Raw genomic sequence first — 12503 nt, 5'->3', positions numbered from 1 at the left:
CGGGGGCTCCGTTCGGTCGGCTGTGGCTTTCGACCAACGTAACCCCCGCGACGGTCCGCGCCGCGGAGCCCGGGGCTCGCCGCGTTCCGGCGGGTGCGGGGCCCTCGGCCCGTCGCGCGCTTCCCGCGCCCCGGTGGGCCTGACCGCCTCAGCCCCGCTTCCTGGCCGTGGCCCATGCGTGCTGGGCCGCCACGTCCTGCTTCACCTCGGCCAGCTGGATGGCCACCGCGCTCGGGGCCGTGCCGCCCCGGCCGTCTCGGGAGGCCAGGGCCCCGGGGACGTTGAGGACGGAGCGGACCTCGGGCGTCAGGTGGGACGAGATCTTCGCGAACTGCTCGTCCGTCAGCTCGTCCAGTTCCTTGCCCTCCGCCTCGGCGGCCTTCACGCACTCGCCGGCGACCTCGTGGGCCACCCGGAACGGAACGCCCTGCTTGACCAGCCACTCGGCGATGTCCGTGGCGAGGGAGAAGCCGGCCGGGGCCAGTTCCTCCATGCGCTCGCGGTGGACGGTGAGGGTGGCCATCATGCCGGTGAAGGCGGGCAGCAGGACCTCCAGCTGGTCGATGGAGTCGAAGACCGGCTCCTTGTCCTCCTGGAGGTCGCGGTTGTAGGCCAGCGGAAGCGCCTTGAGCGTGGCCAGCAGGCCCGTCAGGTTGCCGATCAGGCGGCCGGACTTGCCGCGGGCCAGCTCGGCGATGTCCGGGTTCTTCTTCTGCGGCATGATCGACGAGCCCGTCGAGAACGCGTCGTGCAGGGTCACGAAGGAGAACTCCTTCGTGTTCCACAGGATGACCTCCTCGGCGATCCGGGAGAGGTTGACCCCGATCATCGCCGTGATGAAGGCGAACTCGGCGACGAAGTCGCGGGAGGCCGTGCCGTCGATGGAGTTGGCCGCCGAGCCGTGCTCGAAGCCGAGGTCCTTCGCCACCGCCTCCGGGTCCAGGCCGAGCGAGGAGCCGGCCAGGGCGCCCGAGCCGTAGGGCGACACGGCCGTGCGGGCGTCCCACTGGCGCAGCCGCTCCGCGTCCCGGGACAGGGACTGCACGTGGGCGAGGACGTGGTGCGCGAAGAGGACCGGCTGGGCGTGCTGCAGGTGTGTGCGGCCGGGCATCGCCACGTCGGGGTGGGCCTCGGCGAGGCCGATCAGCGCGTCCTGGAGCTCGGCGATCAGGCCGCCGAGGACCCGGGCGCGGTCGCGCAGGTACATGCGGAAGAGCGTGGCGACCTGGTCGTTGCGGGAGCGGCCCGCCCGGAGCTTGCCGCCGAGGTCGGGGCCGAGGCGCTCCAGCAGGCCCCGCTCCAGGGCCGTGTGCACGTCCTCGTCGGCGATCGTGCCCGTGAAGGAGCCGTCGGCGACGTCCGCCTCCAGCTGGTCGAGCCCGGCGATCATCCGGGTCAGCTCGTCGTCCGTGAGGAGGCCGGCTTTGTGCAGCACGCGCGCGTGCGCGCGGGAACCGGCGATGTCGTAGGGCGCGAGACGCCAGTCGAAGTGGACGGACGCCGACAGCTTCGCCAGCGCCTCGGCGGGACCGTCGGCGAAACGGCCGCCCCAGAGCCGGACGTCACCGCTGTTGCTGCTCACCTGCTGCGCTCCTCAATCGGTGGGACGGGCCACCGCCACGGACAGTGTTCTGCATGAGTATGCAGACCTCTGCATGATTCGTCAATCGAGCCGGGCCGGGAGTGGGACCAGGGCGCCGATCCGGGGGACGCTTTCCGGTCACGCGGAGGGAATTTCGCGAGTCCGTTGAACGCGGGAAACCGCTTACCCGTACCACTCGCCGAACGCAGGCGCCGCGCTCGTACACCCACGACCCACCGACCCCAAGTGAGGCACCCCCATGTCCAGGGCCCTTCCGAAGTACAACAAGCGTCGTGTCGCGTTCATCGGCGGCACGGCCGCGGTGGCGCTGTCCGGCACGGTGATCGCCGGCTTCGCGCTCGCCGGGGAGACGTCCCGGAACGGCGGGACGGACGCCCGGACGCTGGCGGGCCCCGGCACCATCACGTGCCCCGACGTCCGCTCCAAGCTCCCGGCGGTCCCCGCCTCCGCCAGGGCCGAGGTCGACCGCAACCTCGCCCTCCTCGACACCCAGATCCGCGAGGCCAACACCCGCCTGGCCAACACCGTCGGACAGGGCGGACCCAACTTCGTCCAGAACGCCATCCTCGGCCCCCTCAAGGACAAGCGCGTCGCGACCGTCAACCGCATCGCCACCGCCATCGGACGCACCGCCGCCAAGCCCCAGGGCCTGGACTCCCTGGCCGCCTGCGCACTGAACGCCTCCGGAACCAACGCGGGCGGCGGCCAGGCCGGCGCGGCACCCTCCGGCGCGGCGCCCGGGCAGCAGGCGGGCGGCAACGCGGGCAACGGCGCGAACGCCGGCAACGCCGGTCCCGGCACCATCGGCTGCCCCGACGTCCGCTCCAAGCTCCCGGCCGTGCCCGCCTCCGCCAGGGCCGAGGTCGACCGCAACCTCGCCCTCCTCGACACCCAGATCCGCGAGGCCAACACCCGCCTGGCCAACACCGTCGGACAGGGCGGACCCAACTTCGTCCAGAACGCCATCCTCGGCCCCCTCAAGGACAAGCGCGTCGCGACCGTCAACCGCATCGCCACCGCCATCGGACGCACCGCCGCCAAGCCCCAGGGCCTGGACTCCCTGGCCGCCTGCACGCTCACCAAGTGACGTGACAGGCGCCGTGGCCGCCCCGTGGGAGCGCCGGCCGGGGCGGCCACGGGCGGGGGCGGGACCCGGCAGAGGTGACCGGATCCCGCAATTCCTTAGACAGCCGAAGGACCTGCGCCCATAATCGCTGGACATGGGAAAGACCTACCAGGCCATAGAGGGCCGGCTCCGCTCGTTCATCGAGGCGCAGCCGGTCTTCTTCACCGCCACCGCTCCCCTGTCCGCCGACGGCACGGTCAACCTCTCCCCCAAGGGCCTCAAGGGCTCCTTCGCGGTGCTCGACGAACGCACCGTGGCCTATCTGGACTTCGCCGGCTCCAACGCCGAGACCATCGCCCATCTGCGCGAGAACGGGCGCATCACCCTGATGTGGTGCGCCTTCCAGGGTCCGCCCACCATCGTGCGCGTGCACGGCAGGGGTGAGCCGGTCTTCCGCGACGACCCCCGGTTCGGGGAACTGCTCGCCCGCTTCCCGGACATCGACCCGGCGCCGCACGGACTGCGCGCCATCATCGTCGTCACGGCCGAACTCGTCCGCGACACGTGCGGCTACGCGGTGCCCTTCATGGCGTACGAGGAGGACCGGGACCTGCACCGCAAGCGGTTCGCCCGCGAGGACGACGCCTCGCTCGACGCGTACTTCGCCCGGAAGGAGCACGTCGCCACCAGCCTGGACGGACTGCCCGGGCTGCCCCTGCCGCTGCCGCCCTCTACGGTCTGAGGCATGCGCCCCGGTGCCGTCGCCCTCACCGTCCTGTCCCTGCTGCCGCTCGGCGCCGGGCCGCCCGCGCCGCCGCTGCCGGCCCGGATGGCGGACACCGGCGGCGGCACCCAGCTGATCACCGCGGTGGCACCGCGGACCTCCTCCACGACGGGCACGGTCACCTGGTGGGACCGCACCCGGGGCGGCCGGTGGGTGAAGGCGGGTTCCGCACCCGCGCGCTTCGGCGCGAAGGGACTCGCGGAGGGCACCGCGCGCAAGCAGGGCACCCACACCACCCCCACCGGCCTGTACGACCTGCCGTACGCGTTCGGCATCGAGGCGGCGCCACGCGGGACGGCGTACCCGTACCGCCGGGTGCGGCAGGAGTCCTGGTGGTGCCAGGACAACGACTCGCGCTCCTACAACCGCTGGACCGAGCCCCGCGCCGCCGACTGCCGGGCCGCCGAGTCCGAGCACCTGATCACCTACCGGACGCAGTACGCGCACGCGCTGGTCATCGGCTTCAACTACGAGCGTCCGGTGCGCGGGCGGGGTGCGGGCATCTTCCTCCACGTCCACGGACGGGGCGCGACGGCCGGCTGCGTCTCCGTGCCCGAGGCCGCGATGCGGCGGATCCTGACCTGGGCGGACCCCGCGCGGCGGCCGCACATCGCCGTGGGGACGGAGAGCGGGAGCACGGCCGTCGCCCGCCTGTGACGAGCCGGCGGCCCGGCGGGGGTTACCAGCGGTCACGGCGGTCCGCGCACGACTCGGCGGGCGACTGAACGCTCCCGTGTCCCGGCACGTATCTGTGGGCCAAGGGTCAAGTCCCCACGGAGGAACCGTGACCACCACGCTCGCAGGCGGCCGTGCCGCCCGCCGCCAGACGATGCGCCGCATCCGCCCGCGCCGCTCCCCGGCCGTACCGCTGCTGATCGCCCTGTGGGCGGGTGCGGTGGCCGTGCTGTGGCTGTGGTGGGACAACACGCCGTCCCTCGCGGACACCGCGAGCAAGATCCTCGCGGCCGGCCGGATCACGGGTCTGCTCGCCGGCTACCTGATGGCGCTGGTGGTGCTCCAGATGGCGCGGGTCCCGGCCCTGGAACGGCGGGTGGGCACCGACCGGGTCGCGCGCTGGCACGCCATGACCGGCCGCTACACCCTCTGCCTGGTGCTCGCGCACGTCTTCCTCACCATGTGGGGCTACGCGCTGCAGGCGGGCAAGGGGCTCGGCGACGTCGTCCAGCAGACCGTCGACTCCGTCAACCAGCTGCCGGACATGGGCAAGGCGGCCATCGGCACGGGCCTGCTCTTCGTCATCGGCATCCTGTCGATCGGCGGGGTGCGCCGGCTGATCGGGTACGACACCTGGTACCACGTGCACCTGCTCACCTACGCGGCGGTGTACCTGACGTTCTGGCACCAGATCACCACCGGCAACGAGTTCGCCGTCGAGCCCACCGCGAAGACCTTCTGGTACGGGCTGTACGGAGCGGTGACCGCGCTGGTGGTCTGGTACCGGATCCTCACCCCGATCCGGCTGAACCTGCGGCACCGCATGCGCGTGGAGGCGGTCATCGAGGAGACCCCGGGCATCGTGTCGGTGCTGATCGGCGGGCGCAAGCTGCACCGGATGGGCGCGGAGGCCGGGCACTTCTTCCGCTGGCGGTTCCTGGCACCGGGCATGCGCTTCAGCTCCCACCCGTACTCCCTGTCGGCGGCGCCCCGCCCGGACATGCTGCGGATCACCGTCAAGGCGATCGGCGACCACACCGCCCGGCTGCGCGAGCTGACGCCCGGCACCCGGGTGTGGGCGGAGGGGCCCTACGGCGCGATGACCGCCCAGCGCCGCAGCCGCGGCAAGGTGCTGCTGGTGGCGGGCGGTGTCGGGATCACCCCGATGCGGGCGCTGTTCGAGACGCTGCCCGGCGCGTCCGGCGACATCACGCTCCTCTACCGCGCCAACAGCACCCAGGACTTGGCCCTGTGGGGCGAACTCGCCAAGATCGCCGACGAGCGCGGGGCGCGGCTGATGTACGCGGTCAACAGCCCCGACGGGGAACGTCCCGACATCTCCGCCGAGTCCCTCCAGCGGAAGATCCCGGACATCGGCGACCACGACGTCTTCATGTGCGGGCCGCCCGGTTTCGCGCAGTCGGTCTACGAGGCACTGCGCGGTGCGGGAGTCCCCGCCCGCCGTATCCATCACGAGTCGTTCGAGATGTGAGCGACGGGACACCAACGGCCCTTCAGGAGTTTGGGAAACGATGAGGAAGTCTCACCCCGTCCGGCGTGCCGTGCTCGCCGGCGCGGCCACCGTCTCCGGGATCGTGCTGCTGCTGTCACTGAAGCCGGCCTCCGACCCGGGCGCCGCCCAGGCGGCGGGTGGCCAGGTGCCGCCCGCGGCCGCCGGGCAGGCACCGCAGGGCGGCGTGAACGGCGCGGTCACCGGTGACGCGGCGCGGACGCAGTACGGACCGGTGCAGGTCCGCGTGACCATGAGCAACGGCAAGATCACCAAGGCGGAGGCGGTCCAGACCCCCAAGGGCGGCCAGAGCGACCAGATCACCGCCAGCGCCGTGCCGCGCCTCAACCAGGCGGCGGTCGCGGCACAGAGCGCGGACATCGACGCCGTGTCCGGGGCGACGTACACCAGCGCCGGCTACAAGAAGTCGCTCCAGTCGGCCCTGGACAAGGCGAAGGCCGCGGCGGGCGCCGGGCAGGGCACGGGCTCCGGCTCGGCCACGGCCCGGACGGTGACCGGTGATGTCGCGCAGACGCAGTACGGGCCGGTCCAGGTCCGGATCACCGTCGCCGACGGGAAGATCACCAAGGCCGAGGCGGTGCAGGCCCCGAAGGGCGGCCGCAGCGACCAGATCACCTCCAGCTCCGTCCCCCGCCTCAACCAGGCCGCCGTCGCGGCCGGCACCGCGCAGATCGACTCCGTCTCCGGAGCCACCTACACCAGCGCCGGCTACAAGCAGTCCCTCCAGTCGGCGCTGGACCAGGCCCCGGCCGGGGGCGGCTCCTCCCAGGCGGGCGGCCCGGGAGGCGGCCAGGAGCAGGCGCGGACCCGGACGCTCACCGGCAGCGTGGCGCAGACGCAGTACGGTCCCGTGCAGGTACGCGTGACCGTCACGGGCGGGAAGATCACCAAGGCCGAGGCGGTGCAGGCCCCGAAGGGCGGCCGCAGCGACCAGATCACCTCCAGCTCCGTCCCCCGCCTCAACCAGGCCGCCGTCGCGGCCGGCAACGCGCAGATCGACTCCGTCTCCGGAGCCACCTACACCAGCGCCGGCTACAAGCAGTCCCTCCAGTCGGCGCTGGACCAGGCCGGTGGCTGACGCGGTGGCCGATTCCGCACAGGCTCCCGCCGCGGTGCGTCACGTGGAGGAGACGATGGGGACCGTCTTCTCCCTCGACGTCCGCGGCGGGGAACCGGCCGCCGTGCGCGCGGCCCTGGACGAGGTCGTGGCCGCACTGCACCGGGTCGACGAGGTGTTCAGCACCTATCGCGAGGACAGCCAGGTCTCCCGGCTGCAGCGCGGCGAGGTGAGCGTCGGGCAGTGCGATCCCGAGGTCGCCGAGGTGCTGGAGCTGGCGGCGGAGGCGGGGCGGGTGAGCGACGGCTGGTTCAGCACGTCGTACCGGGGCCGCCTCGATCCGACCGGCATCGTCAAGGGCTGGGCGGTCGAACGGGCGGCGCGGCGGCTGGCGCAGGTGCCCGGGGTGTGCGGGGTGAGCGTCAACGGCGGCGGGGACGTGCAGCTGCTGGGCGCGCCGGAGCCGCGGCGGCCGTGGCGGGTGGGGGTGTCGGACCCGTTGCGGCCGGGCGGGCTGGCGGCGGTGGTGTCCGCGGCCGGGGCGGAGGAGTTGTCGGTGGCGACCTCCGGTACGGCGGAGCGGGGGGCCCACATCGTCGACCCGCGCACCGGCCGTTCGGCCGTGACCGACCTGGTCGCCGTGACGGTGGTGGGGCCCCGGCTGACGTGGACGGACTGCTGGGCGACGGCGGCGTTCGCGATGGGGTCCCGGGAGGGCCTGGCGTGGCTGGAGTCGCTGCCGGACGTGGAGGCGCTGCTGATCACGGCCGGTGACGAGGTGCGGTGCACGGCGGGCCTGGCCACGCGGCTCGGGTGACCGGCCCCCAGGGGCGGCGCGGGGAACTGCGCGAGCGGCCACGGCCCGCCCGCACCCGGACGGCGTCCCTCAGTGCCCGTTCTGCGCCAGCCTCAGCAGATGGTCGGCCAGGGCCTGCCCGCCCGTCGGCTCCCGGCTGATCAGCAGCAGCGTGTCGTCCCCGGCGATCGTGCCCAGGATGTCGTGCAGTTCGGCCTGGTCGATGGCCGAGGCCAGGAACTGCGCGGCCCCGGGAGGGGTGCGCAGGACCACGAGGTTCGCGGAGGCCTCCGCGGAGATCAGCAGCTCCTGGGAGAGCCGCCGCATCCGTTCCTCCTTGGCCGATCCGCCCAGCGGGGCCCGCGGCGTGCGGAACCCGCCCTCGCTCGGCACCGCGTAGATCAGGTCCCCGTCGGTGTTGCGGATCTTGACCGCGTTCAGCTCGTCCAGGTCCCGGGAGAGCGTCGCCTGCGTGACGCTCAGCCCGTCGTCGGCGAGCAGCTTCGCCAGCTGGCTCTGCGAGCGGACCGGCTGCCGGTTGAGGATGTCCACGATCCGGCGGTGGCGTGCGGTGCGGGTCTGCGGCACGGCGGGCCCGTTCGCCCCCGGCTGCTCGTGGTCCTGCGCCTGGCTCATCGTCGTCTCATTCCCCGGATCGTCCGTCCCCGTCGGCTGCCTGGAGGATGCCGGGCAGCGCTCCCAGGAACGCGTCCACCTCGCCGTCACGCAGATTCAGCGGTGGCATCAGCCGGACGACGTCGGGGGCGGGCGCGTTCACCAGGAAACCGGCCTCCTGGGCCGCCTGGCGCACCTGCGGCGCGAGCGGCCCGGTGAGCACGATACCCAGGAGGAGGCCCGCGCCCCGGACGGAATGGATCACGTGATGGCCGAGGCCCTCGATCCCGTCCCGCAACCTCTCGCTCTGCCGCTTGACGTTCTCCAGCAACCCCTCGTTCTCGATGGTGTCGAGGACGGCGAGTCCGGCGGCGCAGGCGACGGGGTTGCCGCCGAAGGTCGTGCCGTGGTGGCCGGGCCGGAGCAGCTCCGCGGCCCGCCCGAAGGCGACGGTCGCGCCCAGCGGCAGCCCGCCGCCGAGCTGCTTGGCCAGGGTCACCACGTCGGGCAGGACGCCCTCGTGGGCCTGGTACTCGAACCAGTGCCCGGTGCGGCCGATGCCGGTCTGCACCTCGTCCAGGACGAGGAGCGCCCCGGTCGCGGCGGTGATCGCCCGGGCGGCCTTGAGGTACCCCGGGGGCGGGACGACGACGCCGAGCTCGCCCTGGATCGGCTCCAGGACGACCAGGGCGGTCTCCTCGGTGACGGCGGCGGCCAGGGCCTGCGCGTCGCCGAACGGCACGTGGGTGACGTCGCCGGGCAGCGGCAGGAACGGCTCGCGCTTGGGCTGCTGGCCGGTCAGCGCCAGGGCCCCCATGGTCCGGCCGTGGAAGGCGCCCTCGGTGGCGACGACGTGGGTGCGCCCGGTCAGCCGGCCCATCTTGAAGACGGCCTCGTTGGCCTCGGCGCCGGAGTTGCAGAAGAAGACCCGCCCGTCCCGGCCGAAGAGCCGCAGCAGCCGTTCGGCGAGCGTCACCGTCGGGTCGGCCATGAAGAAGTTGGAGATGTGACCCAGGGAGCCGATCTGCCGGGTCACGGCCTCGACGATCGCCGGATGGGCGTGACCGAGGGCGTTGGTCGCGATGCCGCCGACGAAGTCCAGGTAGCGCGTGCCGTCGGCGTCCCACACCGCGGTGCCCTCGCCGCGCACCAGGGGCAGCAGCGGGGTGCCGTAGTTGTTCATGAGGGCGCCGCGCCACCGCTCGGTGAGGTCCTCGTTGGCGGTCATGCGGCATCCCCCTTCTCGTCGGGCACGACCATCGTGCCGATCCCCTCGTCGGTGAAGATCTCCAGCAGGATCGAGTGCTGGACCCGGCCGTCGATGACGCGGGCGGTGTTCACGCCGTTGCGCACGGCGTGCAGGCAGCCCTCCATCTTCGGCACCATGCCGGAGGACAGGTCCGGCAGCAGCCGCTCCAGCTCGGAGGCGGTGAGGCGGCTGATCACCTCGTCGCTGTGCGGCCAGTCCTCGTAGAGTCCTTCGACGTCCGTGAGGACCATGAGGGTTTCGGCGCCCAGTGCAGCAGCGAGTGCCGCAGCCGCCGTATCAGCATTGACGTTGTAGACATGTCCGTCGTCCTGGGAGCGGGCGATCGAGGAGACGACCGGGATGCGGCCGTCGGCGAGCAGGGCCTCGAGGGCGCCGGTGTCGATCGCGGTGATCTCGCCGACCCGGCCGATGTCGACCGGTTCGCCGTCGATCTCCGGCTGGTGCTTGGTGGCGGTGATGGTGTGCGCGTCCTCGCCCGTCAGGCCGACGGCGAGCGGTCCGTGCCGGTTGAGCAGCCCGACCAGTTCGCGCTGCACCTGGCCGGCCAGCACCATGCGCACGACGTCCATGGCGTCCTCGGTGGTCACCCGGAGACCGGCCTTGAACTCGCTGACGATGCCGTGCCGGTCGAGGGCGGCGCTGATCTGCGGGCCACCGCCGTGCACGACGACCGGCTTGAGGCCTGCGTGGTGCAGGAAGACCACGTCCTGGGCGAAGGCGGCCTTGAGGTCCTCGTCGACCATGGCGTTGCCGCCGAACTTGATGACGACCGTCTTGCCGTTGTGCCGGACCAGCCAGGGCAGCGCCTCGATGAGGATCTGGGCCTTGGGGAGGGCGGTGTGTTTCCGCGTCGGGCTGCTCATGAGGAGTAGGCGCTGTTCTCGTGGACGTAGTCGGCGGTGAGGTCGTTGGTCCAGATGGTGGCGGTCTCGGACCCGGCGGCGAGGTCGGCGACGATGTGCACCTCGCGGTAGCGCATGTCGACCTTCTCGCGGTCCTCGCCGACGCCGCCGTTCTTGCAGACCCACACGCCGTTGATGGCGACGTTGAGCCGGTCCGGCTCGAACGCGGCCTTCGTCGTGCCGATCGCGGAGAGCACCCGGCCCCAGTTGGGGTCCTCGCCGTGGATGGCGCACTTGAGGAGGTTGTTGCGGGCGATGGAGCGGCCCACCTCGACGGCGTCGTCCTCGGTCGCGGCGCCCACCACCTCGACCTTGATGTCCTTGCTGGCGCCCTCGGCGTCCCGGATGAGCTGCTGCCCGAGGTCGTCGCAGACCTGCCGCACGGCCTCGGCGAACTCCTCGTACCCGGGCGTGATGCCGGAGGAGCCGGAGGCCAGGAGCAGCACGGTGTCGTTGGTGGACATGCAGCCGTCGGAGTCGACCCGGTCGAAGGTGACCTTGGTGGCGGCGCGCAGGGCCGTGTCCAGGCTCTCGCTGTCGACGTCGGCGTCGGTGGTGAGGACGACGAGCATGGTGGCGAGGCCGGGGGCGAGCATGCCCGCGCCCTTGGCCATGCCGCCGACCGTCCAGCCGTCCTTGGTGACCACGGACGTCTTGTGGACGGTGTCGGTGGTCTTGATGGCGATGGCGGCCTTCTCCCCGCCGTGCTCGCTGAGCGCGGCGGCGGCCTGCTCGACGCCCGGGAGCAGCTTGTCCATGGGCAGCAGCACGCCGATCAGGCCGGTCGAGCAGACGGCGATCTCGACGGCGCCCCGCCCGAGGACCTCGGCGGCCTTCTCCGCGGTGGCGTGCGTGTCCTGGAAGCCCTTCGGTCCGGTGCAGGCGTTGGCGCCGCCGGAGTTCAGGACGACGGCGGACACCTGGCCGCTCTTGAGGACCTGCTCGGACCACAGGACCGGGGCGGCCTTCACGCGGTTGGAGGTGAAGACGCCGGCGGCGGCGCGGCGGGGCCCGGTGTTGACCACGAGGGCCAGGTCGGGATTGCCGTTCTCCTTGATCCCGGCGGCGATGCCCGCCGCCGTGAATCCCTTCGCTGCCGTCACGCTCACGGCGCAACTCCGATCGTCGTCAGTCCGGTGGTCTCGTCGAGACCCAGGGCGATGTTCATGCTCTGGACGGCACCGCCCGCGGTGCCCTTGGTGAGGTTGTCGATGGCGCTGATCACGATGATCCGTCCGGCGGCCTCGTCGTACGCGACCTGCACCTGAACGGCGTTCGAACCGTGGACGGACGCCGTGGCGGGCCACTGCCCCTCGGGCAGGAGGTGCACGAAGGGCTCGTCGGCGTAGGCCTTCTCGTAGGCGGCGCGCAGCACCTCGCCGGTGACGCCGTGCGCGGCCTTCGCGCTGCACGTGGCGAGGATGCCGCGGGACATCGGCGCGAGGGTCGGCGTGAAGGACACCGAGACCGGGCCGCCCGCCGCGGCGCTGAGGTTCTGGGTGATCTCGGGGGTGTGCCGGTGCCCGCCGCCGACGCCGTAGGGGCTCATCGAGCCCATGACCTCGCTGCCCAGCAGGTGCGGCTTGGGCGCCTTGCCCGCGCCGGACGTGCCGGACGCGGCGACGATCACCGCCTCGGGCTCGGCCAGGCCCGCCGCGTACGCGGGAACGAGGGCGAGGGAGACGGCGGTGGGGTAGCAGCCGGGTACCGCGACGCGCTTGGACCCCTCCAGCGCGGCGCGGGCACCCGGCAGTTCGGGAAGGCCGTAGGGCCAGGTTCCGGCGTGCGCCGAGCCGTAGAACGTCTCCCAGGCCGCGGCGTCGGTCAGCCGGAAGTCGGCCCCCATGTCGACGACCAGCACGTCCGGCCCGAGCCGCTCGGCCACCGAGGCGGACTGCCCGTGCGGCAGCGCGAGGAAGACGACGTCGTGGCCGTCGAGGACCTCCGGGGTGGTCTCCTCCAGCACCCGGCCGGCCAGCGGCAGCAGGTGCGGCTGGAGCGCGCCGAGCCGCTGCCCGGCGTTGGAGTTGCCGGTCAGGGCGCCGATCTCGACCTCGGGGTGGGCCAGGAGCAGACGCAGCAGTTCCCCGCCCGCGTATCCACTCGCTCCGGCCACTGCCGCGCGTACCGCCATGGAACCTCCTCCTTAGAGGGCATGACTATACGCTTCGCTGCACGTTTATGCAATCCCGTTCGCGGTCGTG

At 72.7% G+C, this 12503-nt stretch carries 12 protein-coding genes; 6 read left to right on the top strand and 6 right to left on the bottom strand.

Going from position 1 to position 12503, the window contains the following annotated elements; translation table 11 throughout:
- Positions 1-148 precede the first annotated feature (148 nt).
- A complete protein-coding gene (argH, locus tag AC07DA_RS28950) occupies positions 149-1582 on the bottom strand; it encodes an argininosuccinate lyase (protein ID WP_479131160.1) in 1434 nt (477 codons plus the stop codon).
- A 259-nt stretch (positions 1583-1841) separates the two neighbouring features.
- Between argH and AC07DA_RS28945 the strand changes: the two genes are divergently transcribed.
- The 6 genes from AC07DA_RS28945 to AC07DA_RS28920 all read left to right on the top strand — a co-directional run bounded on the left by AC07DA_RS28945 (position 1842) and on the right by AC07DA_RS28920 (position 7533).
- On the top strand, positions 1842-2690 hold the full coding sequence (locus tag AC07DA_RS28945; RefSeq protein ID WP_479131159.1) for a hypothetical protein: 849 nt from the start codon (positions 1842-1844) through the stop codon (positions 2688-2690).
- Positions 2691-2823: 133 nt separating this feature from the next.
- Positions 2824-3411, top strand: coding sequence for a pyridoxamine 5'-phosphate oxidase family protein (locus AC07DA_RS28940; RefSeq protein WP_479131158.1), 588 nt, complete (start codon positions 2824-2826; stop codon positions 3409-3411).
- A gap of 3 nt (positions 3412-3414) precedes the next feature.
- Positions 3415-4110, top strand: coding sequence for a L,D-transpeptidase family protein (locus AC07DA_RS28935; RefSeq protein ID WP_479131156.1), 696 nt, complete (start codon positions 3415-3417; stop codon positions 4108-4110).
- Positions 4111-4237: 127 nt separating this feature from the next.
- Positions 4238-5620, top strand: coding sequence for a ferredoxin reductase family protein (locus tag AC07DA_RS28930; protein ID WP_479131155.1), 1383 nt, complete (start codon positions 4238-4240; stop codon positions 5618-5620).
- Between the two features lie 40 nt (positions 5621-5660).
- The gene (locus AC07DA_RS28925; RefSeq protein ID WP_479131154.1) at positions 5661-6737 is read left to right on the top strand and encodes an FMN-binding protein; all 1077 of its coding nucleotides are present in this window, start codon (positions 5661-5663) and stop codon (positions 6735-6737) included.
- A 55-nt stretch (positions 6738-6792) separates the two neighbouring features.
- Positions 6793-7533 (top strand): FAD:protein FMN transferase, encoded by a 741-nt coding sequence (locus AC07DA_RS28920; protein WP_479131239.1) that lies wholly within the window; start codon positions 6793-6795, stop codon positions 7531-7533.
- 69 nt (positions 7534-7602) lie between these two features.
- On the opposite strand, the gene AC07DA_RS28915 is transcribed toward AC07DA_RS28920, so the two are convergent.
- Genes AC07DA_RS28915 through argC form a run of 5 tightly spaced genes read right to left on the bottom strand, consistent with a single transcriptional unit; the run spans position 7603 to position 12433 of the window.
- Positions 7603-8148, bottom strand: a complete 546-nt coding sequence (locus tag AC07DA_RS28915) for an arginine repressor (protein ID WP_031114708.1) — start codon at positions 8146-8148, stop codon at positions 7603-7605.
- Between the two features lie 7 nt (positions 8149-8155).
- The gene (locus AC07DA_RS28910; protein ID WP_479131153.1) at positions 8156-9355 is read right to left on the bottom strand and encodes an acetylornithine transaminase; all 1200 of its coding nucleotides are present in this window, start codon (positions 9353-9355) and stop codon (positions 8156-8158) included.
- Positions 9352-10260, bottom strand: coding sequence for an acetylglutamate kinase (gene argB, locus AC07DA_RS28905; protein WP_479131152.1), 909 nt, complete (start codon positions 10258-10260; stop codon positions 9352-9354). Before argB ends, AC07DA_RS28910 begins: the two co-directional genes overlap by 4 nt.
- The gene (argJ, locus tag AC07DA_RS28900) at positions 10257-11408 is read right to left on the bottom strand and encodes a bifunctional glutamate N-acetyltransferase/amino-acid acetyltransferase ArgJ (protein WP_479131151.1); all 1152 of its coding nucleotides are present in this window, start codon (positions 11406-11408) and stop codon (positions 10257-10259) included. Before argJ ends, argB begins: the two co-directional genes overlap by 4 nt.
- The gene (gene argC, locus AC07DA_RS28895; RefSeq protein WP_479131150.1) at positions 11405-12433 is read right to left on the bottom strand and encodes an N-acetyl-gamma-glutamyl-phosphate reductase; all 1029 of its coding nucleotides are present in this window, start codon (positions 12431-12433) and stop codon (positions 11405-11407) included. Before argC ends, argJ begins: the two co-directional genes overlap by 4 nt.
- Positions 12434-12503 lie beyond the last annotated feature (70 nt).

The organism is Streptomyces sp. NPDC044921, assembly GCF_056432865.1.
The sequence above is the reverse complement of the archived record's forward strand: the minus strand, read 5'-3'. Positions and strand labels throughout refer to the sequence as shown.

What these genes read in the sequence shown, in the direction of transcription:
- AC07DA_RS28945 (WP_479131159.1), top strand. Translation starts at nt 1,842, where the DNA reads ATGTCCAGGGCCCTTCCGAAGTACAACAAGCGTCGTGTCGCGTTCATC.
- AC07DA_RS28940 (WP_479131158.1), top strand. Translation starts at nt 2,824, where the DNA reads ATGGGAAAGACCTACCAGGCCATAGAGGGCCGGCTCCGCTCGTTCATC.
- AC07DA_RS28935 (WP_479131156.1), top strand. Translation starts at nt 3,415, where the DNA reads ATGCGCCCCGGTGCCGTCGCCCTCACCGTCCTGTCCCTGCTGCCGCTC.
- AC07DA_RS28925 (WP_479131154.1), top strand. Translation starts at nt 5,661, where the DNA reads ATGAGGAAGTCTCACCCCGTCCGGCGTGCCGTGCTCGCCGGCGCGGCC.
- AC07DA_RS28920 (WP_479131239.1), top strand. Translation starts at nt 6,793, where the DNA reads ATGGGGACCGTCTTCTCCCTCGACGTCCGCGGCGGGGAACCGGCCGCC.
- AC07DA_RS28915 (WP_031114708.1), bottom strand. Translation starts at nt 8,148, where the DNA reads ATGAGCCAGGCGCAGGACCACGAGCAGCCGGGGGCGAACGGGCCCGCC.
- AC07DA_RS28910 (WP_479131153.1), bottom strand. Translation starts at nt 9,355, where the DNA reads ATGACCGCCAACGAGGACCTCACCGAGCGGTGGCGCGGCGCCCTCATG.
- argB (WP_479131152.1), bottom strand. Translation starts at nt 10,260, where the DNA reads ATGAGCAGCCCGACGCGGAAACACACCGCCCTCCCCAAGGCCCAGATC.
- argC (WP_479131150.1), bottom strand. Translation starts at nt 12,433, where the DNA reads ATGGCGGTACGCGCGGCAGTGGCCGGAGCGAGTGGATACGCGGGCGGG.